A 25327-nucleotide genomic window follows, 5' to 3' on the forward strand; every position below is an offset into this window, starting at 1 on the left:
ACCGGCCGGACCCCACACGGGACGGCCCCGCCGCGACCCTCGATCGGACGATCGAAGGGTGACGCGGCGGGGCCGTTCGGCGCAGTGAGGTGGAAGGGGCGCGTCAGGCGTCCGCGTCCGTGAAGACCTCGCCGCGCTCCGCCTTCTCCACCAGCAGCGCCGGCGGCTGGAAGCGGTCGCCGTACTTCTCCGCCAGCTCACGCGCACGTGCGACGAAGCCGGGGAGTCCGCCCTCGTAGCCGTTGATGTACTGGAGCACACCGCCCGTCCACGCGGGGAAGCCGATGCCCATGATGGAGCCGATGTTGGCGTCGGCGACCGAGGTCAGGACGTTCTCCTCCAGGCAGCGGACCGAGTCGAGCGCCTCGGAGAAGAGCATCCGCTCCTTCATGTCCTCGAACGGGACCTCCGGCGCGCCGGAGCCGCCGAAGTGCTCGCGCAGGCCCGGCCAGAGGCCGGCCCGCTTGCCGTCCTCGTCGTAGTCGTAGAAGCCGGCGCCGCCGCTGCGGCCCGGGCGCCCGAACTCGTCGACCATCCGGTCGATGACCGCGTCCGAGGGGTGGCCCGCCCAGGTGCCGCCGGCCTCCTCGACCGCGCGCCGGGTCTCGTTGCGGATCTTGCGGGGCAGGGTGAGGGTCAGCTCGTCCATCAGGGAGAGGACCTTGGCCGGGTAGCCGACCTGCGCCGCCGCCTGCTCGATCGAGGCCGGCTCGACGCCCTCGCCGACCATGGCCACGCCCTCGTTGATGAACTGGCCGATCACGCGCGAGGTGAAGAAGCCGCGCGAGTCGTTGACGACGATCGGGGTCTTCCTGATCTGCCGGACCAGGTCGAAGGCACGGGCCAGCGCCTCGTCGCCGGTGCGCTCGCCCTTGATGATCTCCACCAGCGGCATCTTGTCGACCGGGGAGAAGAAGTGCAGGCCGATGAAGTCCTCGGGACGGGAGACGCCCTCGGCGAGGACGGTGATCGGCAGCGTCGAGGTGTTGGAGCAGAGCAGCGCGTCCGGCTCGACGACGTCCTGGATCTCCTCGAACACCTTGTGCTTGAGCGCGGTGTCCTCGAAGACGGCCTCGATGACGGCGTCGCAGCCCGCGAGGTCGGCCGGGTCGGCCGTCGGGGTGATGCGGGCGAGGAGCTCGTCCGCCTTGGCCTGGGTCGTGCGGCCCCGGGAGACGGCCTTGGCGCAGAGCTTCTCGGAGTAGCCCTTGCCCTTGGCCGCGGACTCCGCCGAGACGTCCTTGAGGACGACCTCGATGCCGGCGCGGGCGCAGGAGTACGCGATGCCGGCGCCCATCATGCCCGCGCCGAGGACGGCGACCTTGCGGACGGGGCGCGGCTCGACGCCCTTGGGGCGACTGGCGCCGGAGTTGACGGCCTGGAGGTCGAAGAAGAAGGCCTGGATCATGTTCTTCGCCGTCTGGCCGGTGACCAGCTCGGTGAAGTAGCGGGCCTCGATGGTCAGCGCGGTCTCGAAGTCGACCTGGGAGCCCTCGACCGCGCAGGCGAGGATGTTGCGCGGGGCCGGGTAGGGCGCGCCGTTCAGCTGCTTCTTCAGGTTGGCGGGGAAGGCCGGCAGGTTGGCGGCGAAGCGCGGGTTGGACGGCGTCCCGCCGGGGATCTTGTACCCCTTGACGTCCCAGGGCTGCTGCGACTCGGGGTGCGCGTCGATGAAGGCGCGCGCCTTGGCGAGCATCTCCTCGGGCGTGGCCGCGATCTCGTGCACCAAGCCGTTCTCCAGCGCGCGCCGCGGGTCGTACTGGGTGCCCTGGAGGAGCACCTTGAGGAGGGCGTCGGCGATGCCCATCAGGCGGACGGTCCGGGTGACTCCGCCGCCCGCGGGGAGCAGGCCCAGGGTGACCTCGGGCAGGCCGATCTTGGAGCCGGGCGCGTCGAGCGCGACGCGGTGGTGCGAGGCGAGGGCGATCTCGTAACCGCCCCCGAGGGCCGCGCCGTTGATCGCGGCGACGACGGGCTTGCCGAGGGTCTCGATGCGGCGCAGGGAGCGCTTGATCTCGGTGCCGGTCTCGAACGCGAGCCGCGCGTCCTCGGGCCGCAGCCGGATCATGTCCTTGAGGTCGCCGCCCGCGAAGAAGGTCTTCTTGGCGGAGGTGTAGATGATGCCGCGGATGGAGTCCTTCTCGGCCTCCGCGCGGTCGGCGACGGCCGCGATGGAGTCCTTGAACGCCTGGTTCATGGTGTTCGCGGACTGGTTGGGGTCGTCGAGGACGAGGGTGACGACGCCGGTCTCGTCCTGCTCCCAGCGGATGGTGGTGCTCTCGCTCATGTGTGGTGTCTCCGAAGTCGGGGAGGGACGGGTGGTCAGACGCGCTCGACGACGGTGGCGACGCCCATGCCGCCGCCGACGCACAGGGTGACCAGGCCGTAGCGCTTGTCCTGCCGCTCCAGCTCGTCGACGACCGTGCCGAGGATCATCGCGCCGGTCGCGCCGAGCGGGTGGCCGAGCGCGATCGCGCCGCCGTTGACGTTGACCTTGTCGAGGCTGACGCCCATGTCCTTGACGAAGCGGAGCACGACACCCGCGAAGGCCTCGTTGATCTCGATCAGGTCGATGTCGTCGATCGTGAGCCCGGCCTTGGCGAGCGCCTTGCGGGTCGCGGGGGCGGGTCCGGTGAGCATGATGGTCGGCTCGGAACCGGAGACGGCGGCGGAGACGATCCGGGCGCGGGGCGTGAGTCCGTACCGCTCGCCGACGGCCTTCGAGCCGATGGCGACGAGCGAGGCGCCGTCGACGATGCCGGAGGAGTTGCCGGCGTGGTGGACGTGGTCGATCTTCTCCACCCAGTGGTACTTCTGCAGCGCGACCGCGTCGAAGCCGCCCATGTCACCGATGGCGGCGAAGGACGGCTTGAGGGCGGCGAGCGAGTCGGCGGTGGTGCCGGGGCGCATGTGCTCGTCGTGGTCGAGGACGACCAGGCCGCTGCGGCGGTCCTTGACGGGGACGACGGAGCGGTCGAAGCGGCCGTCCTTCCAGGCGGTCGCGGCCCGCTCCTGGGAGAGCGCGGCGTACTCGTCGACGTCGCGACGCGAGAAGCCCTCGATGGTGGCGATGAGGTCGGCGCCGATGCCCTGGGGTACGAAGCCGGTCTCGAAGTTGGTCATCGGGTCGGCGAACCAGGCGCCGCCGTCGGAGGCCATCGGAACCCGTGACATGGACTCCACGCCACCGGCGAGGACCAGCTCCTCCCAGCCCGAGCGGACCTTCATCGCGGCCATGTTGACCGCTTCGAGGCCGGAGGCACAGAAGCGGTTCTCCTGGACGCCGGCGACGGTGTCGGGCAGCCCGGCGGCGATGGCGGCGATCCGGGCGATGTCGGAGCCCTGGTCGCCGACGGGGCCGACGACACCGAGAACGATGTCGTCGATCGCGGCCGGGTCGAGTCCGGGGAAGCGGCCCTGGAGTTCGTGGATGAGTCCGACGACCAGGTCGATGGGCTTGGTGCCGTGCAGGGCGCCATTGGCCTTGCCGCGCCCGCGCGGGGTGCGGATCGCGTCGTACACGTACGCTTCGGTGCTCACGAGCAGCCTTTCAACGATGCGGCGATGAGGGTGAGGAGAGAGGGGTCGCGGGTCAGCCCAGCAGGGAACGTCCGATGATCTCCTTCATGATCTCGGTCGTTCCGCCGTAGATGGTCTGGATACGGCCGTCCGTGAACGCCCGGGCGACCGGGAACTCGGCCATGTAGCCGTACCCCCCGTGCAGTTGGAGGCAGCGGTCGGCGACACGCTTCTGCAGCTCGGTGGCCCACCACTTGGCCATGGAGGCGTGGACGGCGTCGAGTTCCCCGTTCGAGTGATCGACGATGCACCGGTCGAGGAACGTACGGGTGACGGCGCACTCGGTCGCCATCTCGGCGATCTCGAAGCGGATGTGCTGGAGCTTGGCCAGCGGGCGCCCGAAGGCCTCGCGCTCCTTGACGTACCGGGTGGTGATCTCCAGGAGGTGTTCGGCTGCGGCGATGCCGGCGACCGCGATGGCCATCCGCTCCTGGGCGAGGTTGGTCATCAGGTGGACGAAGGCGCCGTTGAGCTCGCCGAGGAGGTTCTCCTTGGGGACGCGGACGTCGCGGAAGAAGAGTTCGGCGGTGTCCTGGGACTTCTGGCCGATCTTGTCGAGGTTCCGGCCGCGCTCGAACCCCTCCATGCCCCGCTCGACGACGAGCAGCGAGAGTCCGTGCGCCCCGCCCTCGGGGGTCGTCTTCGCGACGACGATCACCAGGTCGGCGAGGATGCCGTTGGAGATGAAGGTCTTGGCGCCGTTGAGCACCCAGTGGTCGCCACGGTCCTCGGCGCTGGTCCTGATGGCCTGGAGGTCGGATCCGGCGCCCGGCTCGGTCATCGCGATGGCGGTGATCAGTTCGCCCGTGCAGAAGCCGGGCAGCCAGCGGCGCTTCTGCTCCTCGGTGGCGAGCGAGGTGAGGTACGGGCCGATGATGTCGTTGTGCAGGCCCAGCGCGATGCCGGGGGCGCCCGCCCGGGTGAACTCCTCGGCGAGGACCGCGCTGTAGCGGAAGTCGGGGTTGCCGCCGCCTCCGTACTCCTCGTCCACCGCCAGGCCGAGCAGCCCCTGGCGTCCCGCGGCGCGCCAGGCCTCGCGCGCGACGATGCCGTCCTTCTCCCACTGCTCGTAGTGGGGCAGCACCTCCTTGGCGAGGAAGGTACGGACGGTGGCGCGGAAGTCCTCGTGGTCGGCGGTGTAGAGCAGGCGCTTCATGCTTCCTTGCCTTTCAGGGAGGGGACGGCCCAGTCGCGGGCGATCGCGTCGGTGTCGGCGCCGGGCAGCGCGGGTCCGGTACGGACCGTCCCGGGGGTGGCGGAGAAGCGGGGCGCGGGCGCGGGCTGGGTGAGGCCGCCGTGCTCGACGAAGGTGGCGCGGGCGGCGAGGTGCGGGTGGGCCGGGGCCTCGCGGAGGGAGAGGACGGGGGCGACGCACGCGTCGCTGCCGGCGAAGACGTCCGTCCACTCGTCTCGCGTACGGGTGCGGAAGCGGGCCGCGACGGCGGTACGGAGTTCCTCCCAGCGCCCGAAGTCGCGGCGGGCGGGGGCGAGGTCCTCGATGCCGAGGAGCCGGACGAACTCGTCGTAGAACTGCTGCTCCAGGGCGCCGACGGCCATGTACCCGCCGTCGGAGGTCTCGTACGTGCCGTAGAACGGGCAGCCGCCGTCGAGCAGGTTGACCCCACGCCGGTCCTGCCAGCCGCCGGCCGCGAGCATGCCGTGGATCATGGTGGCGAGGTGGGCGGAGCCGTCGACGATGGCCGCGTCGACGACCTGGCCCTCGCCGTGCGCGCGGGCGTGCTGGAGCGCGGCGAGGACTCCGACGACGAGGTAGAGCGAGCCCCCCGCGTAGTCGCCGACGAGGTTGGCGGGGATGGTGGGCGGGCCGTCCGGGTCGGGGCCGATCATGCCGAGGGTGCCGGTGATCGCGAGGTAGCCGATGTCGTGTCCGGCGCGGGCGGCGAGCGGCCCGTCCTGGCCCCAGCCGGTCATCCGGCCGTAGACGAGCCTCGGATTGCGGGCGAGGCAGGCGTCGGGGCCGACGCCGAGGCGCTCGGCGACGCCGGGACGGTAGCCCTCGATGAGGATGTCCGCGCGCTCGACCAGGTCGAGGACGGTCGCGGGGCCTCCGTCGGCCTTGAGGTCGACGAGGGCGGAGCGCTTGTTGCGGTTGGTGAGGTCGTGGGCGGGGTCGATGCCGAGCCCCGGCCCGCCCGGCCGGTCGACGCGGACGACGTCGGCGCCGAGGTCGGCGAGGAGCATGGCGGCGAAGGGGCCGGGCCCGATCCCCGCCAGCTCCACCACCCGCACTCCGGAGAGCGGCCCGTTCGAGGTGGTGCGGTCCGTCGCCGTCGTCGCGGCCATCGAGCCCCCAGCTATGTGACAGCAATGATGTAACACCGGTGATGCTAGGAACGTGTTCCACTCCGCACAAGCCCCCTGGCCGAGCAAGCGCTTGGAATTTCGCCGGCGAACCGGCCGTGCCCCGGCCGACCCCGGATAGGGTCCAGGCATGTTCACATCACGACGTGGGATGACCGCGCTGCTCGCCGCACCGATCGCCGCCGCCCTGCTGATCTCCTGTTCCGCCGGGGGCGACGCCTCCACCGGCGCGACACCCACGTCGACCGCGTCGCCGGTCGCCACCGCCGAAGCGAGCGCCGGGTCGGGAGCCGAGGCGGGCGCCGATGCCGGCACGGACGCCGGGGCGAGCGCCGAGGCGGAGGCCGACGGCGACCAGCAGACGCCCGGACCCGAGCTGGTCCGGGACGCCTTCGCCGGGCTGCAGGCCACGCTCGACGACAGCTGCGCCACCGACTGCGCGTACTTCCTGGGCCGCGTCCACGAGGAGCTCGAAGGACTCGACCGCGCCATGAAGGCGGACCCGAAGGGGCCCGGCCACTTCCCCGAGCCGATCGCCTGGATCGAGAAGCTGCGGACCACTCTGGCGGGCGACACCACCTACCCCAACCTGAAGAAGCACCAGACCCTGCTGATCGGTACCCGGGACCGGATCAACACCTGGATGCAGGACCACCCCGACGACTACCGCTGACGGGACCCGGCGGAGCAGGCGCTAGGCTCCGCGCTCGCAGGGGAAGCAGGGGAAAGCCGCAGGGGAAGGCGAGGGCCGCATGGAGCTGGCGAGCGGGAACGGTGTGGAGCGGGACACGGGCGAGCGGGCGTACGACGTCGTCCTCTTCGGGGCGACGGGGTTCGTCGGCGAACTCACCGCGGAGTATCTGGCCGAGCACGCGCCGGCCGGGTGCCGGTGGGCGCTCGCCGGGCGCAGCCGCGCCAAGCTGCTCGCGCTGCGCGAGCGCCTCGCGGCACGGTGGCCCCGGTGCGCCGAACTGCCGCTGATCGTCGCGGACTCGACCGACGCGGACTCGATGGGCGAACTCGCCGCGTCCGCCCGGGTGGTGGCCACCACCGTCGGCCCGTACATCTGGTACGGCGAGAAGCTGGTCGCGGCCTGCGCGGAGGCCGGCACTGACTATGTGGACCTGACCGGCGAGCCGGAGTTCGTCGACGACATGTACGTGCGCCACGACGCCCGCGCCCGCGAGACGGGCGCGCGGATCGTGCACGCGTGCGGCTTCGACTCCGTACCGCACGACCTGGGCGTCTGGTACACCGTGCGGCAGCTGCCGAAGGACGTGCCGCTGCGGATCGACGGCTTCGTGCGTGTCGGCGCGGTCTTCTCCGGCGGCACGTTCGCGTCCGCGCTGACGGCGATGGGGCGCGGCCGGGAGACCCTGCGCGCCGCGCGCGAACGGCGCCTGCACGAGCCCCGGTTGGTCGGTCGCAGGGCGCGCGCCCCGATCGGCGGGCCGCGCTTCAGCCGGGAGACCGGCACCTGGGCGCTGCCGCTGCCCACCATCGACGCCCAGGTGGTGGCCCGTTCGGCGCGCGCGCTCGACGCGTACGGCCCCGACTTCGTCTACCGGCACTACGCCTCGGTCAAGACGATCCCGATGGCGATCGGCGGCTCCGCGGCCGTCGGCACCGGCCTGCTGGCGGCCCAACTGGCGCCCGTACGCAGCTGGCTGATGAACCGTTACGAGCCCGGACAGGGCCCGAGCGCGGAGCGGCGCGCGCGCAGCTGGTTCACCGTGCGCTTCGTGGGCGAGGGCGGCGGGCGGCGCGTCTTCACGGAGGTCTCGGGCGGCGACCCGGGGTACGGCGAGACGGCGAAGATCCTCGCCGAGTCCGCGCTCTGCCTCGCTCTCGACGACGGCCTGCCGAAGAGCGCGGGCCAGGTCACGACGGCGGTCGCGATGGGCGACGCGTTGGTCGACCGGCTGCGGGCGGCCGGCATCCGCTTCCGGGTGGCCGACGCCCGCTAGCACCGGCCCCTGGTCGTGCCGGAGCGCGCCTCAGGGGCGTACGGGACAGGCCTCAGTGGCGTACGAGACAGAAGGGGTGGCCGGCCGGGTCGGCGTAGATCCGCCAGGCCCGGTCGTCGCCCCCTTCGTCGAGCGGTGTCGCCCCGAGCCCGAGGACCGCGTCGTGGGCGGCGTCCAGGTCGGCGACCCGGACGTCGAGGTGGAACTGCTGCTCGGGCGCGCCCCAGACCGGCGGGCGGTGGTCGGCCACGCCCTGGAAGGCGAGCACCGGAGCGCCCGCGGCGTCGTGCAGGGTGGCCCAGGCGTCGCCGACGGCCCACTGCGGGTCGGGCCGGTTGATCTCACCACCGAGGACCTGCTGATAGAAGGCGGCGAGCTCCATGACGTCGGTGCAGTCCAGGACCACACACTGGAGCGTGCCGATCATGCCGCCACCCAGGCGACGACGACGTAGAGCATGGCGCAGACCCAGGCCAGGGCCAGCAGCCCGGCCCCGGCGAGCAGGGCGTTCATGCCACGGCCCGCGGTGCGCGAAGAGGTGGAGACGGGGGATGTCATGGGCCCAAGCCTGCCGCGCGTGATCACTCCCCGCCATCCGTACGCGTACTCAGTCCGGCTACTCAAGCGCCCGCGCCGCCCGCCCGGGTCTGGGCGTCCTTGAGGGCGCGGCGGCAGAGGGAGTCGGCGTGCCGGGTCGTCTCGGGGACGCGGTAGCGCGGGGCGAGCAGCAGGGTGTGACCGCACGCGTTGTCCAGGGAGACCCGGTGGCCGACGGAGACGAAGACGGGCTTCACCCCGGCCTGGGTGCGCACGGCCCGGCCGACCTCCTCCGTGCCGGAGGCGAGCAGGGAGCTGAAGTCGCCGCGTTCCGGACCCGGTTGGTCGTGCTGGAAGATGAAGGGGTTCTTCGCGACGCCGATCGAGGGGCGTCCGGTCAGCACGCCGAGGTGGCTCGCGAGTCCGAAGCGGCGGGGGTGGGCGAGCCCGTAGCCGTCGCAGACGAGCAGTCCCGGGTCCTCGGTCAGTCCGGCGAGCGCGGCGAGGACGGTGGGTATCTCGCGGAAGGCGAGCAGCCCGGGCACATAGGGGAACGACACCCGGCCGACCGCCGTCGCCTCCTCCACGACGTCGAGCGTGCGGGCGTCCAGGACGACGGCCGCGGCGGCGACGAGGTCGCGCTCGTCGTCGTAGGCCACGTCGAGGCCCGTGACCCGGCCCGTGCCGGGTGCCGGTCCCGGCTCATCGAGCACGAGCCGCTCCCGCAGCTCCTCCTGCACGGCGCGGGCCGTCGTCTCGTCGGTGGGCCAGCCCTCGGGAACGTCGATGATCGTCATGATGACGGCCACCCTACGGCGCCGGCCCGTCCGACTGGCGAACGGTTTCCGCGCCGCCGTCCGGGCCCCGGGTAGCCTGCCGGTCATGTTCGTACTGGAATTGACCTACACCGGCCCGGTCGAGCGGGCCGACGCGCTGCTCGACGCGCACGTCGAGTGGCTCGACGCGCAGTACGCCGCCGGCGTCTTCATCGCCTCCGGGCGGAAGAACCCGCGCGACGGCGGCATCATCCTCGCCGCCGGGGTCGACCGCGCGGAGATCGAGAAGATCGTGGCGGCCGACCCGTTCACCGTCGAGGACGTGTGCGTGTACCGGATCACGGAGTTCTACGCGACGAAGACGGCCGAGGCACTCGCCCCGTACCGCGAGCAGCTCCCCTCCTAGCGACCGCTCAGTCGGGCGATCCGGCCCTTCTCGCCGGAGGCCCAGCACGCCCCGTCCCGGGTGCAGTCGACCGTGTCGTACGAGCCGGTGTCGACGGTCCGCCAGGTACGGCCGCCGTCCACGGTCAGGTCCGTGCCGGTCGGGCCGACCGCGAGCGCGGCCGTCCTGGCGTACGGAAGCCAGGCGACACCGGAGCGGTACGCGGGCGGCGGGGCGGAGGCGGCGGTCCAGCGGCGGCCGCCGTCGTCGGTGACCGCGGCCGCCTGCGGCGAGGCCTGGCCCGCGCGGTAGTCGCCGCCGACGGAGATGCCGTGCGCGCGGTCGCGGAAGGCGAGCCCGAAGACTCCGCGGGCCGGGTCGCCCGCCGGGATCGTGGACTGCGCCACGGTCCAGTTCAGGCCCCGGTCACGGGAGTGCAGCACGCGCGCCGTGGCGCCGCCGCCGGTCGCCATCCAGACGTCCCTCGGTCCCGAGGAGACCAGGCACTGGCCGCTCGCCGCGAACCCGGCCTCTCCCGGCAGGGCCGCCGGCATCCCCGCGTCGGGCAGCACCGCCCAGGAGCGCCCGCCGTCCCGCGTCGACAGGATGCGGAACTTCCCGTCGACGGGGTCGCTCATGGCGAGGCCGTGGCGCCGGTCGAAGAAGGTCATGCAGTCGTAGAAGGCCCGCGGGTCGGTGTTGCGGAAGGACTCGGTCCAGGTGGCTCCACCGTCCTCGGTCCGCAGGACCCGGGAGGCCTCCCCCTCCCCGATCGCGAGGACCACGGCGCGCCGGGCGTCGAAGGCCTCGACGTCACGCAACTCCAGCTCCCCGGCGCCGGGTGGCGAGACGTTCCGCCAGCTCCGGCCGCCGTCCGTGGTGCGCAGCACCGTCCCCTTCGAGCCCGCCGCCCACGCGGTCCTGCGGTCGACGGCCGCGAGGCCGCGGAAGCGGGCGTCGGTCCCGGTCTCCGTCAGCTGCCAGCCGGCCCCGTAGGGCCCGGCCTGCGAGGCGTCGCCCGGCGCGCTGCCCGAGGCGGCGTCCGACGCGCCGTACGCCGGGACCGTCAGGGCCGCCGCGAGGGCCACCCCGCTCAGCCCCACCGACATCATTCGTCTCGTCTTCCCCTTGGACGTCATGGCGCCGGAAGCTAGCCCACGCCGGTGACCCCGTCCAGACCGCCTCCCCGCCGGTGTCCGGCATCGCGGTGACACAGCTCACGTGACCCCCCAGTGCACGTTCTGGCGTCATCGTTCGTCTTCCCTTGTGTCAGGGAGACGTCAGGAACCGAAGCCGCGCGACAGGAGCTGGCCTTGCCCACCGTCATCGAGCACGCCGTTCAGGCCCGTCTGGTCGCATCCGCGCCCCGGATGGAGACCGTCCCCGCCACACTGCGGTACGACCGTGAGGACCCGTTCGCCGTCAGCATGGCGTTCCCGCCGCCCGCGACCCTGGAGGGCGTCGAGGTCTCCTGGGCGTTCGCGCGCGAGCTGCTCGTCCAGGGCGTCGAGGGCCCTGCCGGTCTGGGCGACGTCCGGGTGCGCCCGTACGGCTACGACCGGACCGTCGTGGAGTTCCACGCCCCCGAGGGCGTCGCCGTCGTGCACGTCCGCACCTCCGAGCTGCGCCACTTCCTCCGGCGCTCGCAGCACCTCGTACCGGCCGGCCGCGAGCACCAGTACCTGGACTGGGACGGGGACCTGGCCCAGCTCCTGGACGGCTGACCGGGCGCGCCACCCGCTCACCGCTCCCCCGCGGTTAATTCGATTGCAGCCGCCCGGTGCCGGGCGTACCGTCCTGACCTGGCCCTGTTGTCGCCCGATCGGAGAAGGCCGTTGCTCGTCTGAGGTTGCGAGACACCGTGCCGCGCGTGCCCCCGAGCTGCTTCACGCAGCCCGCCGCGTGTGCCGTCTTCGCCCTCGGCGTACGAGCGTTCCCGCCTGCCCGCGCCCCGGTGTCTCACCCGTTGCCCCAGCCCACGCTCTCGCAACAGGGAGGCCACCATGGCGACCCATCCCACGTTCATCACCTGCTCGTCCCTCTCCTTCTCCTGGCCGGACGGCACCCATGTCCTGGACGACTTCCAGCTCACGGTCGGCCCCGGCCGCACCGGGCTCATCGGCCTGAACGGCTCGGGGAAGTCGACGCTCCTCAAGCTCGTCGCGGGTGAACTGACCCCCACCGACGGCACGATCCGTACCGTCGGCGAGGTCGGCTACCTCCCGCAGAACCTGGTCCTGGACACCGCGCTCCGGGTCGACCAGGCCCTCGGGATCGCGGCGACCCGGGCCGCGCTGCACGCCATCGAGGCGGGCGACCCCGCCGAGGAGCACTTCGCCGCGGTCGGCGACGACTGGGACGTGGAGGAGCGGGCGCGCGCCACGCTCGACCAGCTCGGTCTCGGGCACATCGGTCTCGACCGGACGATCGGCGAGCTGTCCGGCGGCGAGTCGGTCCTGCTGCGGCTGGCGGCGCTGCTGCTCGCCCGGCCGGACATCCTGCTGCTCGACGAGCCGACGAACAATCTCGACCTGTACGCCCGCACCCGGCTGTACGAGGCCGTGGACGCCTGGTCCGGGGTCCTCGTCGTGGTCAGCCACGACCGGCAGCTCCTGGAGCGGGTCGACCAGATCGCCGATCTGCACGACGGGGAGGTCACCTGGTACGGCGGCGCCTACTCCGCGTACGAGGAGGCGCTCGCCGCCGAACAGGAGGCGGCCGAGCGGATGGTCCGGGTGGCCGAGGCGGACGTGCAGCGACAGAAGCGCGAACTGTCCGAGGCCCAGATGAAGTTGGCGCGCCGCAAGCGGTACGGCAGGAAGAGCTTCGACAACAAGGTGGTGCCGAAGATCGTCGCCAACAACCGCAAGGCCGCGGCGCAGGTCTCGGCGGGCAAGCACCGCGCCCTGCACGCCGAGCGGCTGGCCGAGGCCCGCGAACGCCTCGACGTCGCGGAGGAGGCGGTGCGTGACGACGACGAGATCAGGATCGAGCTGCCGCGCACCACGGTCCATCCCGGTCGCGAGGTGCTGACCCTGCGCGAGCTCGAACTGCGCTACGGCGCGCGGGTGGACGGCGGGTTCGAGCTGCGCGGGCCCGAGCGGATCGCGCTCGTGGGCCGTAACGGGGCCGGCAAGACGACCCTGTTGCGGACGATCGCCGGGGAGCTGGCGCCGGTGGCGGGCGAGGTCGTCACCCATGTGCCGCTACGGTTCCTGCCGCAGCGACTCGACGTCCTCGACGAGGAGTTGAGCCTGGTGGAGAACGTCGCCCGGTTCGCTCCCGAGGCGACGGGCAACGCGATCAGGGCACGCCTCGCCCGGTTCCTGTTCCGGGGCGCGCGGGCGGACCAGCCGGCCGGGACGCTGTCGGGAGGGGAGCGGTTCCGCGCGACCCTCGCGGCGCTGCTGCTCGCCGAACCGGCGCCTCAGCTGCTGATGCTGGACGAGCCGACGAACAATCTGGACATGGCGTCGGTCCGGAAACTGACGGCGGCGCTCGACGCGTACGAAGGGGCGTTGATCGTGGCGAGCCACGACGTGCCGTTCCTGGAGTCGCTGGGGATCACCCGCTGGCTGCTGCTCGACGGCGAGCTGAGGCCGACGACCGCGGAGGAGGTCATGGCACAGGTGCACTGAGGGACCGGGTCAACGGTGCAATAAGGCCCAGGACTTCGTACCGCCACCGGGCCCGAGCACCGGGGCGAGCCCCCAGTCGCCGCCCTGGGTGTCGACCGCCGCGGCCAGCAGCCACATGCTGCGGCTGCGGCGGTCGCGGCATTCCTCGGCCTTGTCCGGCGAGGCGTGGGCCGGGTGCTGGTCGTACAGGACGATCCGCAGGGCCTCGAACTGCCAGCGGACGCGCAGGATCATCTCCCGGTCGGGGGTGAAGCGGTAGGCGGCGGCGACCAGTTCGGAGGCGGCGAGCACGGCGGTGTCGCGGAGCGTGGCGAGCCCGTGCCGGTCGAGCAGGCCGCGGACGGCCTGTCGGGCCAGTCCGGCGCAGTAGGCGCCGCCGGGCAGGACCATCGAGTAGCTGAGGTTCTCCGCGACAGGGGGTATGGGCCCGGCCGCGACGGCGGACGGGAGGCAACGCAGGGCGCCCTTCATCGTGTTGCTCACTTTTCCTGTGGGTGTGGGGATGCTCACACACAGGTACGGTCGCCGCGTGTGAGACTGGCGCTACCGACCGTAGCGCAGAAGCGGAGCACGGTGCTACTACTTGCGGGTAGTCGTGTCATTCCGGCCAAAACGTCGGCCACCCGGGCCGGCCAGAAGGGGAGAACGAGCCGTGCCACCCAGGAGCACCCCGACCGCGCGCCAGCAGCGGCTCGGGAACGAGCTGCGCAAACTGCGCGAACAGTCGGGGATGTCGGCCCAGCAGGCCGCCGCCCTCCTGGGCGTCGACCGCACCCGCATCCCCCACATCGAGTCGGGGCGCTTCGGCATCAGCGCCGAGCGCGTGCGCACCCTCGCCTTCAACTACGGCTGCCCCGACACCGGCCTCGTCGACCTGCTCGCCGCGACGGCCCAGGAGCGCGACCGCGGCTGGTGGGAGGAGCACCGCGGGCTGCTCCCGCCCGGCCTCCTGGACATCGCCGAACTCGAGTTCCACGCCTCGGAGTTGCACACGGCCGTCACCACGCACATCCCCGGCCTGCTGCAGACGGAGGAGCACGCTCGGGCCGTCTTTGACACCGCCGATCCGCCGCTGCCGGGACCCGACCTGCGGGCCCGGGTGGCCCTGCGGCTGCGCCGCCAGGAGATCCTGGACCGCGACCGGCCCACGCTCTACGAAGCGGTGATCCACGAGGCCGCGCTGCGGATGCAGTTCGGCGGCCCGAAGGTGGCCAGGGCGCAGCTGGAGTACATTCTGGCCCGCTCGGAGCGGGACACCGTCACCGTGCGCGTCATCCCCTTCACGGCGGGCGGTTTCCCCGGCGCGGGGCAGTCGTTCACCTACGTGGCGGCGCCCGTGCCGCAGCTCGACACCGTGCAGCTGGACTCTTCCCACGGCTCGACGCTCCTCGACGCCGACATGCAACTGAGGCGATATCGCGGGCTGTTGGAGCGGCTGCGCGGACTCGCCCTGCCCGAACCGGAGTCGCGCGCGTTCATCCACGCGCTCGCCCAGGACCTCTGAAGGAACCGGCATGAACGCCATCGACCCCTCCGCCCCTGAGAAGATCGCCTGGAACGAGGCCTTCTGCAGCGAGGGCGCCAACTGCTTCCGCTTCGGCCTCGACGACGCGGGCCGCGCCTACATCGGCTCGACCCTGACCCCCGACGCGTACGTGACCGACTCGGTCGAGGCGCTGCGCGCGCTGATCGCGGCCGTCAAGGCGGGGCAGGCCGACCATCTGCTCTGAGTAGCCGCCCCGCGGAGCCATGAGCGCGGCGCCCCGCCACGCCGGAGCCGTGACCTGCCTCTCCCTACGCCGCCACCAGCAGCGAACATAACGGAACGTAACCGGACATCGCCGCAGCGGGCTTGGCCGGGGCCTTATCGGGCCTTAACCTACGGTCTCGTAACCTACGAATCCGTAGGTAGTTCCGTATGCCCTTCTCCGTCCCCAGGAGTTCCCGTGACGCTCACCTCTCCCCACCTCGGCAGCTCGGCAGGGTGGACCGACGCGCGGCTGCTCTACGCGCTGGAAGAGGTGGTGGAGAAGGAGCTGAACCGGCACCTGAAGGTCACCAAGGACTGGATGCCGCACGAGTACGTGCCGTGGTCCGACGGCCGGAACTTCCCGGGCTTCTTCGAGGACGGCGAGGCCTGGGACCCGTCCCAGTCCAAGGTCACCGAGGTCGGCAAGATCGCCCTCGTGGTCAACCTGCTCACCGAGGACAACCTGCCCAGCTACCACCACGAGATCGCCACGCTCTTCGGCCGCGAGGGCGCCTGGGGCACCTGGGTGCACCGCTGGACCGCGGAGGAGGGCCGCCACGGCATCGTGATGCGGGACTACCTCCTCGCCTCCCGCGCGGTGGACCCGGACAAGCTGGAGCAGTTCCGGATGGCGCACATGAGCGAGGGCTTCGAGTCCGACAACCGGCACTCGATGCTGCACTCGGTCGCGTACGTCGCCTTCCAGGAGCTGGCCACCCGCATCTCGCACCGGAACACCGGCCACCAGTCGGGCGACCCGGTCTGCGACCGGATGCTGGCGCGCATCGCCACCGACGAGAACCTGCACATGGTCTTCTACCGCAACCTGCTGGGCGCGGCCTTCGAGATCGCCCCGGACCTGACGATGCAGGCCGTGCGGGACGTCGTCGTGAACTTCCGGATGCCGGGACACGGCATGCCGGGCTTCGAGCGGGCGGCCGCGCAGATGGCGATCGGCGAGATCTACAACATGCGGATCCACCACGACGACGTGCTGCAGCCGGTGCTGCGCTTCCTCAAGGTGCTCCAGATCGACGGGCTCGGCCCGGAGGGCCTGAAGGCCCAGGAGGAGCTGGGGCTCTACATGAGCGGGCTCGACGCCGAGGCGTCGAAGTTCGACGAGAAGCTGGCCGCGCGCAAGGCGCGGATGGCGGCCCGCGCGGCGGGCTGACGGGCCCTGCCCGCCGCCCGCCTCAGGAGCGGAGCCGGCGGCGGGCACCCGCGGTGCTCTTCAGCCGCCCCCGCTCCTTCTCGGAGAGTCCGCCCCACACCCCGAACCGCTCGTCGTTCTCCAGCGCGTACTGGAGGCACGCCACCCGGCCCTCGCACGCCCCGCACAGCTGCTTCGCCTCGCGGGTCGAGGAACCGGGGGCCGGGAAGAAGAACTCCGGCCCGGCCTGGGCGCAGAGGGCGTCCTCCTGCCAGGACATGTCGGGGGCGCTCGGAGCGGTCATCACGGTGGTGTCGGTCTGCATGGCCGATACGTTGCCGTGCGGCCGTAAACGGTCCCTCAACGTTCGATCAATGGGTATGCGCGGAGCGCGTTCAACGCGGCGCGCCGAGCGGGTCCCGAGCGTCTCGGGCCCTCAGGGGCGGCGGAAGAGCGCTGTCCAGAGGAAGTCCTCGCCGAATCGCGGCGAGTCGGCCGGCTCGTCCCGCATGCGGCGCAGTTCGACCTCGGTCAACTCCCCGAAGATCCGGCGCAGGGACTCCGGTGTGTAGGCGAGCCCGCCGTGCAGCCCCGGTTCGCGCTCCCGGTAGAACGCGGCGTCGGGCAGTTCCGAGCCCATCGCGCCGGCGGCGAAGCACGTCAGGGCGAGGTGACCACCGGGCGCGAGCAGCCGGTCGAGCAGCGCGCGGTAGCTGATCCGGCGGTGCGGCGGCAGGTGGTGGAAGCACCCCGAGTCGTAGATCAGGTCGTACGGACCGGTGAGCACGCTCCCGGCCAGGGCGAAGGCGTCCCCGTGGTGGAAGCGCACCTCGGCCCCCGCCTCCCGGGCCCGCTGCGACGCCCAGCCGATCGCCTCGTCGGAGAGGTCCACGGCGTCCACCTCGAAGCCGAGCGACGCCAGATAGAGGGAGTTGCGCCCCGGGCCGCAGCCGAGGTCGAGGGCGCGGCCGGGGGCGATCAGACCGCGCTCGGCGTAGGAGACGAGGCTCTCGTCCGGCTTGGCGACGAAGAAAGGCACCCCCTTGGTCCGGTCGCCGTAGAAGTCGTTCCACCAGCCGGCCGCGTCGGCGGTCCAGCGGTCCGCCTCCGGCGCGAAGAGCCCGTCGAGCAGCTGCAGGACATCGTCGACGTCACGTATGTTCCGGTCCATCCGGCACCCCTTTCCCGATGACCCGAACGCTAGGGGAGATCACGGAGAAAGCCCAGCTCAGGAGGGGTTTCCGGGGGTGTGCCCGCAGCCGTGAACGGCCGTGGGCGGGCCGGGTGGGACGGGGTTGATCACCCCACCCCCGGCACCCCCCGGACGGGTGTGGACGCCCCCGCCGGGGGCCGCCAGAGGGCCGTCCCGGGCCGCGCGCGGCAGGGTTTTCCGGCGCGCGGCGGGGATGTCCGGCGCCCGGGCGGGACCCGCGCTCAGTCCTCGGTCTTCTTCGCCCGGCTGGGCTGCACGCGCTTCGGTTCGCCCGGCATCTTCGGGTACTCGGGCGGGTACGGCAGATCGCCCAGACCGTGCTCCGCCTCGTCGCGGCGGGCCAGTTCCAGCAGGCTCTCCAGGCTGAACCGGTGGTCGTCCATGTCGGCGTGGACGTCACCCACCTCCGCGTACCGGGCCGGCATGGTCCTGATGTCGAAGTCCCGGGGCGTCGCGTCGTCGATCTCGTCCCAGTTCAGCGGGGCGGAGACCGGGGCGTGCGGGCGGGGCCGTACGGAGTAGGCGGAGGCGATCGTGCGGTCGCGGGCGGTCTGGTTGTAGTCGACGAAGATCCGCTCGCCGCGCTCCTCCTTCCACCACTTGATGGTCACCCGGTCGGGCATCCGGCGTTCCAGCTCGCGGCCGCAGGCGATGGCCGCGCGCCGGACCTGGGTGAAGGTCCACTTCGGTTCGATCGGCACGAAGACGTGCAGGCCCCGCCCGCCCGAGGTCTTGGGCCAGCCGCGCAGCCCGTGCTCGTCCAGGACGGCGCGCAGCTCGTGGGCGGCGCGCACGGCGTCGGTGTAGTCGGTGCCGGGCTGGGGGTCGAGGTCGATGCGCAGCTCGTCGGGGTGGTCGGTGTCCTCACGCCGTACCGGCCAGGGGTGGAAGGTGACCGCGCCGAGGTTGGCCGCCCAGAGGACGGCCGCGGGCTCGGTCGGGCACATCTCGTCGGCGGAGCGTCCGCTGGGGAAGGTGATGTGCGCGGTCGGGATCCACTCCGGGAGGTACTTGGGCGCGCGCTTCTGGAAGAAGGACTCGCCGGTGACCCCGTCGGGGTAGCGCTCCAGGGTGGTGGGACGGTCGCGCAGGGCGCGGGTGATGCCGTCGCCGACGGCCAGGTAGTAGCTGACCATGTCGAGCTTGGTGTAGCCGGGCTCGGGGAAGTAGACCTTGTCCGGGTTGGAGACGCGTACGGTCCGCTCGCCGACTTCCAGTTCCACCGCTGCCGTCTTGCTCGCCATGCGTGTCAGCGTAGGGCTCGCCGACATTCGGCGCATACCGGACAATCGGTCCATGGATCTGCCGGTGATGCCGCCCGTGAAACCGATGCTGGCCAAGGCCGTGAAGAAAATTCCGCCGGGCATGCAGTACGAGGCCAAGTGGGACGGCTTCCGCGCCATCGTGCACCGCGACGGATCGGAGCTGGTCATCGGCAGCCGCACGGGCAAGCCGCTGACCCGCTACTTCCCCGAGCTGGTCGAGGCGCTTCTCGCCCGGCTGCCGCGGCGGTGCGTGATGGACGGCGAGATCGTGATCGAGCACGACGGACGGCTCGACTTCGACCGGCTCACCGAGCGCATCCACCCCGCCGACTCACGCGTACGGATGCTCGCCGGGACGACCCCGGCCCGGTTCATCGCCTTCGACCTGCTCGCCCTCGACGACGACTCGCTGCTCGACACCCCGCTGACCGACCGGCGGGCCGCCCTGGAGGAGGTCCTGCGCGGCGTCGACGCCCCGGTCCACCTGGCGCCCGCGACGACCGATCCGGAGGTCGCGGCGCGCTGGTTCGAGCAGTACGAGGGAGCGGGCCTGGACGGGGTGATCGCCAAGCCGCTCGACCTGCCGTACCGGCCGGACGCCCGGCTGATGTACAAGATCAAGCACGAGCGGACGGCCGATGTGGTGGTGGCCGGCTACCGCTTCCACAAGAACGGTCCGGTCGTCGGTTCGCTGCTGCTCGGCCTCTACGACGACGGCGGCAGGCTCCAGCACGTCGGGGTCTGCGCGGCCTTCACCGCCAAGCGCCGCGAGGAGCTGGTCGCCGAGCTGGAGCCGCTGCGGATGGACCCGCCCGACGGGCACCCCTGGGCGGCCTGGGCCGAGGAGGCCGCGCACGCGGGCGCCCGGCTGCCGGGCGCGCCGAGCCGCTGGTCGGGGAAGAAGGACCTGTCCTGGGTGGCACTGCGGCCGGAGCGGGTCTGCGAGGTGGGATACGACCACATGGAGGGCGACCGGTTCCGGCACACCGCCCAGTTCAAGCGGTGGCGGCCGGACCGGGCACCGGAGTCCTGCGGATACGGGCAGCTGGAGGAGCCGGTGTCGTACGACCTCTCCGAGGTGCTCGCCTAGCCGGTTCCGGGGCGGTGGTCAGCGGTACAGCGCGTCGACCTCCCTCCCGTACGCCGCCAGGACCGCGTGCCGTTTCACCTTGAGGGACGGGGTCAGCATCCCGTTCTCCTCGGAGAACTCCCCCGGCACGACACGGAACCGGCGGATCGACTCCGCCCGGGAGACGGCCCGGTTGGCGTGGTCGACCGCCTTCTGGACGTCGGCGAGCAGCTCCGGATCCTCGGCGAGCACCGCCACGGGGGTGTCCACCGGCCGTTTCCGTACGGTCAGCCAGTGCCGGACGGCCTCGGGGTCGAGGGTGACGAGCGCCCCGATGAAGGGGCGGTTGTCGCCGACGACCAGGCACTGGCCGACCGGCGGGCGGCTGCGCAGCCGGTCCTCCAGGACGGCCGGGGAGACGTTCTTGCCGCCGGAGGTGACGAGGAGGTCCTTCTTGCGGCCGGTGATGACGAGGTAGCCGTCCTCGTCGAGGGCGCCGAGGTCGCCGGTGGCGAACCAGCCGTCCCGCAGCACCTCCGCGCTCGCCTCGGGGTTGTTCCAGTACCCGGTGAAGACGATGGGGCCTTTGAGGAGGACCTCGCCGTCGTCGGCGATCCGGACGCCGGTGCCGGGCACGGGGCGGCCGACGGTGCCGGGCCGGGGGCGCAGGGGCGGGGTGACGGTGGCGGCCGCGCTCGTCTCGGTGAGGCCGTAGCCCTCGTAGACGAGGACCCCGGAGGCGTAGAAGAAGTGGCTGAGGCGGCTGTCGAGCGGGGAGCCGCCGCTGATGGCGTACCGCAGGTTCCCGCCCAGCTCCTTGCGGATCCGCCGGTAGACGAGCAGGTCGTAGAGGGCGTGCGCGGCGGTGAGACCGGCGCCGGGGCGGGGCCCCTGCCCGAGGACATGGCTCAGGGAGGCCTCGCCGTAGCGCACGGCTATGGAGTCCGCGCGGTCGAAGGAGGCGCCCCTGCCGAGCTTCTCGGCGGTGGCGCGGCCGGTGTCGTGGATCTTCTCGAAGAGATACGGCACGCCGACGACGAACGTGGGCCTGAACCGGCGCAGTTCGGGGCGGAGCTCGTCCGGCTTGATGCTGGGGAACTGGCCGATCTCGATGCGCGCCATCAGGCAGGCGAGCTGGATCATGCGTCCGAGGATGTGGGCGAGGGGCAGGAAGAGCAGGGTCGAGGCAGGTTGCCCGGTGACCGCCTCGAAGACCGGATGCAGCAGCTCGACCGTGGCGCGTGCCTCGGCGTGCAGGTTGCCGTGGGTGAGGGCGCAGCCCTTGGGCCGGCCGGTGGTGCCGGAGGTGTAGCAGAGGGTCGCCACGGTGTCGGGGGTGAGCGCGGCGCGCCGGCCGGCCGGTACCTCGTCGCCGATCTCCGCGCCGAGGGCGGCGAGTTCGGCCAGGCCGCCGGTGTCGGTCTGCCAGGTCCTGACGGGCTCCGGGAGCGTGGCGGCGGCCTCGGCGACGGTGGCGGTGTGCTCGGCGGACTCGGTGACGACGTGCCGCGTGCCCGAGTCGTGCAGGATCCAGGCGACCTGGTCGGGCGAGGAGGTGGGGTAGACGGGGACGGTCTGTCCGCCGGCCGACCAGATCGCGAAGTCGAGCACGGCCCAGGCGTAGCCGGTACGCGCCATGAGCCCGACCCGCCCGCCCGGTTCGACGCCCGCCGCGATCAGCCCCTTCGCGACGGCGAGGACGTCGCCGGCGAACTCGGCGGCGGTGACGGGTCGCCAGTTCCCGTGCTCCCGGCGGCGCATGACGATCGCGCCGGGGTCATCGGCCGCGTGCCCGAAGGGAATGTCCGCGGGGGTTCCGGAGGGCTCCGGACCGGCCGGCAGGGGCGTGTGGGCCTCCCGGACGACGCCGTCCTCGCGCACGACCCTGACGGGAAAGCGGGCGACCAGGTCGGGGCGCCTCCTGGCCTGCCTCAGGTCCTTGCGTACGCCCATGGCGGCTCCTGTTCGCGGCGTGCGGACGGGGAACGAGCGGGACTTCCGAGCGACCTACCGAGACGTCAACCTACCGACCCGTAACCGAATTTCAAGCTCTCGCGCACGACCGGATCGAAGCGGATCACGGTCGTCCACCCCGCCCTTCCGGACGTGAGATGCTTCACATTCACGTGCGGACCGACGATCTCATGTTTGACGAACAAGCAACCGATTCGACGGCGCGCTCGCCGAGGAAGATCCGCCCACGCGGCGCGCACCTGCGGGAACGGCCCGGTGCGCCCCGCGCGCCGCCGACGGATCGGGCGTCGCCGGTCCGCACACCCCGCCGAACGGGGACCCGGTCGTTGCCCCGCGCGGACAACCCCGTCTCCGAACCGGGAAGCCGATCCTGTACGTATGGAGGAGGGAGACCCCACACCCGACTCCGTACCCACAAGGACTGGCCCGTGATCACCTCGCCCTCGCCCCTCGTACCCGTCCCGATCCCCGACCGCGTGGCGGCCATGATCGGGTCCTGCCTGCCGCTGCACGTCCTTCAGGCGGAGGTCGACGCCGACTGCGCGGCACGCGAGGTGCTGCGGTTCCGGGGTCCGCTCTGCGCGGAGGACCGGGCGGACCGCGAGCACGCGCTGTCCGCGCTGGCGCGGGCGAACAAGATCCTCGCCAAGCACCACCCGCTGCTGCCGGTCCGGCCGAGCTAGCAGCCGCGCTCCCGCTGGGCCGTTCGGGTCGCGGCCCCGGCGCCGCACCGGTTCGGGTGTCCCCCGCATGCGGGTGACGCCACCCGGTGTGAGGCTGCGAAGGTGACCACCACCAGCGAAGCCGCACCCGCGCCCCCGGCCGCCTCGCCCCCCGTGCTCGACAGCCGCCGCCGCAACATCGTCTTCGGCACGATCATGCTCGGTGTCCTGCTGGCGGCGCTCGACCAGACGATCGTGGGCACCGCGCTGCCGACGATCGTCTCCGACCTCGGCGGCGCCGCCCACATGTCCTGGGTGGTCACCTCCTACCTCCTGGCGGAGACGGTCGCCACCGTCCTGGTCGGCAAGTTCGGCGACCTCTTCGGCCGCAAGGTGATCTTCCAGATCTCGGCGATCGTCTTCATCACCGGCTCCTTCCTCTGCGGCCTCGCCACGAACATGACCCTGCTGATCGTCTGGCGCGGCCTGCAGGGCATCGGCGCCGGCGGTCTGATGGTCACCTCCATGGCCCTCATCGCCGACGTCATCCCACTGCGCGACCGGGGCAAGTACCAGGGTGCGATCGGTGCCGTCTTCGGCGTCTCCACCGTGATCGGCCCGCTGCTCGGCGGGCTCTTCACCGACCATCTGAGCTGGCGCTGGGCGTTCTACGTGAACGTCCCGATCGCGATCCTGGTCGTCATCGCGGCCGCCCGCACCATCCCCTCCGTACGCTCGGCAAGCAAGCCGATCATCGACTACGCGGGCATCGCCCTGGTCGCCGCCGGGTCCAGCGCCCTGATCCTGGCGACCAGTTGGGGCGGGAACGAGTACGCCTGGGGCTCCGGCGTCATCATCGGCCTCTTCGTCGGCGGTCTGATCGCGCTCGCGCTCTTCTGCTGGGTGGAGACCCGGGCGGCCGAACCGATGCTGCCCATGCGGCTGTTCGCCAACCCGGTCTTCACCGTCTGCTCCGTGCTGAGCTTCGTCGTCGGCTTCGCGATGCTCGGCTCGCTGACCTTCCTGCCGTCCTACCTCCAGTACGTCGACGGCGACTCGGCCACCGTCTCCGGCATCCGGACCCTCCCCATGGTCATCGGTCTGCTGATCGCCTCGGTCTACAGCGGCAACGCCGTCAGCAAGACCGGCACGTACCGGATCTTCCCCATCGTGGGCTGTCTGGTGATGGGCGTCGGTCTCTTCCTGCTGTCCCTGATGGACACGGGCACCAACGCCTGGCTGGAGTCCCTGTACATGTTCGTGCTCGGCACCGGCATCGGCCTGTGCATGCAGGTGCTCACCATCGCCGTGCAGAACACGGTGGAGTACGCCGACCTCGGCACGGCCACCTCGGGCGTGACCTTCTTCCGTACGCTCGGCAGCTCCTTCGGAACCGCGGTCTTCGGCACGATCTACGCCAACTCCCTCAAGCCCAACCTGGCCGAGGGCGTCGGCGAGGCGGCGGCCGTCGCGGGGCCGACCATGGAGCCCGCCGCCATCGCGCAGGCCGCGCAGAGCCCGGCCGGGGTGCACGGGCTGCCGGACGACGTGGCCGCGCCGATCGTCCAGGCGTACGCGGACACCCTGCACACGGTCTTCCTCTGGACGGTGCCGGTCGCGGCGGTCGGCTTCGTCGTCGCGCTCTTCCTCAAGCAGGTGAAGCTCCGGGACACCGCCCGGGCCTCGGCGCCCGACATGGGCGAGGGCTTCGCGTCGCCCACCTCCTCGGGGGACTCCGCCAAGCTCCTCGAACTCTCCGTCGGCAGGATCCTGCGGAGGACGGACCTGGACACCGCGCGCCGTATCGTCGCCGACTCCGACACCCGGCTCGACACGGCGGGCGCCTGGGCGGTCATGCAGGTCGAGCTCTTCACCCGGACCGTCGGGCACGCCAGTCTCGGCCTGATCTCCGCGGGCCGGCGCGTCCCGCCGGAGGTGCTGCTGCCGGTCTTCGACCGCATGGTCGACGAAGGGTTCCTGACCCGGGACGGCAACCTCCTCTCGCACACCCAGGCGGGCCGGCGCGAGGCCGAGGTGATCACCCAGGCCTGGGGGGACTGGCTCAAGGACCGGGTCGAGGAGGAGCGCGGCCGGCCGAGCGGGCCCGAACTGCGAGCGGCGACGGACGCCATCGCGAAGAAGCTGATCGCCGAGGACCTGGCCCAGGGGATGCCGCGCAAGCGGGAACCGGTCGGGATCGGCTCCTGATCACACCTCGTCGAGGAAGTCGCCGTCCACGTAGACCCAAGCGCCCTCGTGGCGGCGGAAACGGCTCCGCTCGTGGAGCGAACCGGGCTCCCCGCCGTGGGTGTAGCGGGCCACGAAGGTGACCGTGCCGGTCTGGTGGAAGGCCGTGCCGTCGGTGGTGTCGCGGATCTCCAGGCCCGCCCAGCGCATCGACGGATCGAAGTCGACCTCGCCGGGGCGGCTCTCCGGGGCCCAGGTACGCAGCAGGTACGACGCGTCGCGCACGACGAAGGCGCTGTAACGGGAGCGCATGAGCAGCTCGGCGGTGGGAGCCGCGGTGGCGGGCCCCGCGTGGAAGCGCCCGCAGCACTCTCCGTACGGCGCGGTCAGCCCGCACGGGCAGGGCGAGGCCGCGGAGACCGCGGGCGCGGCGGAAGCGGCGGGGCGGCGCTGGGGGCGGGTGGCGCGTCGGGACATGCCGCCATTGTCCCCCGGCCGGGAGGGGCGGATCGCCCGCGGGGGAGGGACGGGGTAGCTCGGCCGGGATGAAGGGGGTCCCACCGGCGAGAGGGGCGGGGTAGCTGGGCCGGGATGAAGGGGGTCCCACCGGCGGAAGGGGCGGGGTAGCTCGGCCGGGATGAAGGGGGTCCCACCGGCGGGAGGGGCGGGGTAGCTGGGCCGGGATGAAGGGGGTCCCGGCGGGAGGGGCAGGATCGCTCGCCCGCGAGAGGCGGGAGCGCCCGGTCGGCGCGATCGCCGCCGGAGGGCGGATCGCTCGGGCGACCGGTTCGTGGCGGTCCCGCGCGGAGGGGCGGGATCGCGCCATGTGTGGGGCCGGGGGCGCAGGACGCTT

Annotated in this window: 25 protein-coding genes; 11 read left to right on the forward strand and 14 right to left on the reverse strand. The window is 72.2% G+C overall.

The genetic code is table 11. The features are described from left to right. Positions 1-103: 103 nt before the first annotated feature. Genes AB0E14_RS00370 through AB0E14_RS00385 form a run of 4 tightly spaced genes read right to left on the reverse strand, consistent with a single transcriptional unit; the run spans position 104 to position 5883 of the window. Positions 104-2287 (reverse strand): 3-hydroxyacyl-CoA dehydrogenase NAD-binding domain-containing protein, encoded by a 2184-nt coding sequence (locus tag AB0E14_RS00370; protein WP_362409682.1) that lies wholly within the window; start codon positions 2285-2287, stop codon positions 104-106. Positions 2288-2322: 35 nt separating this feature from the next. Next, positions 2323-3540 carry an acetyl-CoA C-acetyltransferase gene (locus AB0E14_RS00375; protein WP_362409684.1) on the reverse strand — a complete coding sequence of 406 codons (1218 nt, stop codon included), beginning with the start codon at positions 3538-3540 and terminating at the stop codon, positions 2323-2325. Positions 3541-3592: 52 nt separating this feature from the next. Beyond that, positions 3593-4735: an acyl-CoA dehydrogenase family protein gene (locus tag AB0E14_RS00380; protein ID WP_362409686.1), complete on the reverse strand. Its 1143-nt coding sequence runs from the start codon at positions 4733-4735 to the stop codon at positions 3593-3595. Then, positions 4732-5883, reverse strand: coding sequence for a CaiB/BaiF CoA-transferase family protein (locus tag AB0E14_RS00385; RefSeq protein ID WP_362409688.1), 1152 nt, complete (start codon positions 5881-5883; stop codon positions 4732-4734). Before AB0E14_RS00385 ends, AB0E14_RS00380 begins: the two co-directional genes overlap by 4 nt. A 148-nt stretch (positions 5884-6031) precedes the next feature. On the opposite strand from AB0E14_RS00385, the gene AB0E14_RS00390 reads away from it, so the two are divergent. Together AB0E14_RS00390 and AB0E14_RS00395 are read left to right on the forward strand one after the other, a co-directional pair. Continuing rightward, positions 6032-6574 carry a hypothetical protein gene (locus tag AB0E14_RS00390; RefSeq protein WP_362409690.1) on the forward strand — a complete coding sequence of 181 codons (543 nt, stop codon included), beginning with the start codon at positions 6032-6034 and terminating at the stop codon, positions 6572-6574. A 79-nt stretch (positions 6575-6653) separates the two neighbouring features. Beyond that, positions 6654-7868, forward strand: coding sequence for a saccharopine dehydrogenase NADP-binding domain-containing protein (locus tag AB0E14_RS00395; protein ID WP_362409692.1), 1215 nt, complete (start codon positions 6654-6656; stop codon positions 7866-7868). Positions 7869-7920: 52 nt separating this feature from the next. Here AB0E14_RS00395 and AB0E14_RS00400 read toward each other — a convergent pair whose 3' ends face one another. The 3 genes from AB0E14_RS00400 to AB0E14_RS00410 form a co-directional block, all read right to left on the reverse strand. After that, positions 7921-8295 (reverse strand): VOC family protein, encoded by a 375-nt coding sequence (locus AB0E14_RS00400; RefSeq protein ID WP_362409694.1) that lies wholly within the window; start codon positions 8293-8295, stop codon positions 7921-7923. Then, the gene (locus tag AB0E14_RS00405; protein ID WP_362409696.1) at positions 8292-8426 is read right to left on the reverse strand and encodes a hypothetical protein; all 135 of its coding nucleotides are present in this window, start codon (positions 8424-8426) and stop codon (positions 8292-8294) included. The genes AB0E14_RS00400 and AB0E14_RS00405 overlap by 4 nt, the downstream gene beginning before the upstream one ends. A gap of 62 nt (positions 8427-8488) precedes the next feature. After that, the gene (locus AB0E14_RS00410) at positions 8489-9202 is read right to left on the reverse strand and encodes an endonuclease V (protein ID WP_362409698.1); all 714 of its coding nucleotides are present in this window, start codon (positions 9200-9202) and stop codon (positions 8489-8491) included. Between the two features lie 85 nt (positions 9203-9287). Between AB0E14_RS00410 and AB0E14_RS00415 the strand changes: the two genes are divergently transcribed. Further along, positions 9288-9587 (forward strand): YciI family protein, encoded by a 300-nt coding sequence (locus AB0E14_RS00415; protein WP_362409700.1) that lies wholly within the window; start codon positions 9288-9290, stop codon positions 9585-9587. Here AB0E14_RS00415 and AB0E14_RS00420 read toward each other — a convergent pair. Further along, positions 9584-10675 carry an oxidoreductase gene (locus AB0E14_RS00420; protein WP_362410315.1) on the reverse strand — a complete coding sequence of 364 codons (1092 nt, stop codon included), beginning with the start codon at positions 10673-10675 and terminating at the stop codon, positions 9584-9586. The two genes, AB0E14_RS00415 and AB0E14_RS00420, sit on opposite strands and share 4 nt — an antisense overlap. Positions 10676-10879: 204 nt before the next feature. Here AB0E14_RS00420 and AB0E14_RS00425 point away from each other — a divergent pair, with 204 nt between their 5' ends. Then, entirely contained in the window at positions 10880-11290 is a 411-nt protein-coding gene (locus AB0E14_RS00425; protein WP_362409702.1) for an SsgA family sporulation/cell division regulator, read from the forward strand. 279 nt (positions 11291-11569) lie between these two features. Then, positions 11570-13204: an ABC-F family ATP-binding cassette domain-containing protein gene (locus AB0E14_RS00430; RefSeq protein ID WP_362409704.1), complete on the forward strand. Its 1635-nt coding sequence runs from the start codon at positions 11570-11572 to the stop codon at positions 13202-13204. Between the two features lie 9 nt (positions 13205-13213). On the opposite strand, the gene AB0E14_RS00435 is transcribed toward AB0E14_RS00430, so the two are convergent. Continuing rightward, positions 13214-13687, reverse strand: a complete 474-nt coding sequence (locus AB0E14_RS00435; RefSeq protein WP_362409706.1) for an ATP-binding protein — start codon at positions 13685-13687, stop codon at positions 13214-13216. A 169-nt stretch (positions 13688-13856) separates the two neighbouring features. Between AB0E14_RS00435 and AB0E14_RS00440 the strand changes: the two genes are divergently transcribed. The 3 genes from AB0E14_RS00440 (at position 13857) to AB0E14_RS00450 (ending at position 16125) form a co-directional block, all read left to right on the forward strand. After that, complete coding sequence (locus AB0E14_RS00440) at positions 13857-14708, forward strand: helix-turn-helix transcriptional regulator (protein WP_362409708.1); 852 nt, start codon at positions 13857-13859, stop codon at positions 14706-14708. Positions 14709-14718: 10 nt separating this feature from the next. Beyond that, complete coding sequence (locus AB0E14_RS00445) at positions 14719-14934, forward strand: hypothetical protein (protein WP_362409710.1); 216 nt, start codon at positions 14719-14721, stop codon at positions 14932-14934. Between the two features lie 216 nt (positions 14935-15150). Then, a complete protein-coding gene (locus tag AB0E14_RS00450; RefSeq protein ID WP_362409712.1) occupies positions 15151-16125 on the forward strand; it encodes an acyl-ACP desaturase in 975 nt (324 codons plus the stop codon). Between the two features lie 22 nt (positions 16126-16147). On the opposite strand, the gene AB0E14_RS00455 is transcribed toward AB0E14_RS00450, so the two are convergent. From AB0E14_RS00455 to ligD, 3 genes are all read right to left on the reverse strand, one after another. After that, positions 16148-16429 carry a WhiB family transcriptional regulator gene (locus AB0E14_RS00455; protein WP_362409714.1) on the reverse strand — a complete coding sequence of 94 codons (282 nt, stop codon included), beginning with the start codon at positions 16427-16429 and terminating at the stop codon, positions 16148-16150. Positions 16430-16540: 111 nt separating this feature from the next. After that, positions 16541-17275 carry a class I SAM-dependent methyltransferase gene (locus AB0E14_RS00460; protein WP_362409716.1) on the reverse strand — a complete coding sequence of 245 codons (735 nt, stop codon included), beginning with the start codon at positions 17273-17275 and terminating at the stop codon, positions 16541-16543. Between the two features lie 263 nt (positions 17276-17538). Continuing rightward, complete coding sequence (ligD, locus tag AB0E14_RS00465) at positions 17539-18561, reverse strand: non-homologous end-joining DNA ligase (RefSeq protein WP_362409718.1); 1023 nt, start codon at positions 18559-18561, stop codon at positions 17539-17541. 52 nt (positions 18562-18613) lie between these two features. On the opposite strand from ligD, the gene AB0E14_RS00470 reads away from it, so the two are divergent. Beyond that, complete coding sequence (locus AB0E14_RS00470) at positions 18614-19672, forward strand: ATP-dependent DNA ligase (RefSeq protein ID WP_362409720.1); 1059 nt, start codon at positions 18614-18616, stop codon at positions 19670-19672. 18 nt (positions 19673-19690) lie between these two features. On the opposite strand, the gene AB0E14_RS00475 is transcribed toward AB0E14_RS00470, so the two are convergent. After that, positions 19691-21604, reverse strand: a complete 1914-nt coding sequence (locus AB0E14_RS00475) for an AMP-dependent synthetase/ligase (RefSeq protein WP_362409722.1) — start codon at positions 21602-21604, stop codon at positions 19691-19693. Positions 21605-22056: 452 nt separating this feature from the next. Here AB0E14_RS00475 and AB0E14_RS00480 point away from each other — a divergent pair, with 452 nt between their 5' ends. Together AB0E14_RS00480 and AB0E14_RS00485 are read left to right on the forward strand one after the other, a co-directional pair. Next, entirely contained in the window at positions 22057-22308 is a 252-nt protein-coding gene (locus tag AB0E14_RS00480) for a hypothetical protein (RefSeq protein ID WP_362410318.1), read from the forward strand. 102 nt (positions 22309-22410) lie between these two features. Further along, positions 22411-24495, forward strand: coding sequence for an MDR family MFS transporter (locus AB0E14_RS00485; RefSeq protein WP_362409724.1), 2085 nt, complete (start codon positions 22411-22413; stop codon positions 24493-24495). Here AB0E14_RS00485 and AB0E14_RS00490 read toward each other — a convergent pair whose 3' ends face one another. Beyond that, complete coding sequence (locus tag AB0E14_RS00490) at positions 24496-24951, reverse strand: YchJ family metal-binding protein (protein ID WP_362409726.1); 456 nt, start codon at positions 24949-24951, stop codon at positions 24496-24498. Between the last annotated feature and the right edge of the window lie 376 nt (positions 24952-25327).

The sequence above is a fragment of the Streptomyces sp. NPDC047981 genome (assembly GCF_040653315.1).
Taxonomy (GTDB): domain Bacteria; phylum Actinomycetota; class Actinomycetes; order Streptomycetales; family Streptomycetaceae; genus Streptomyces.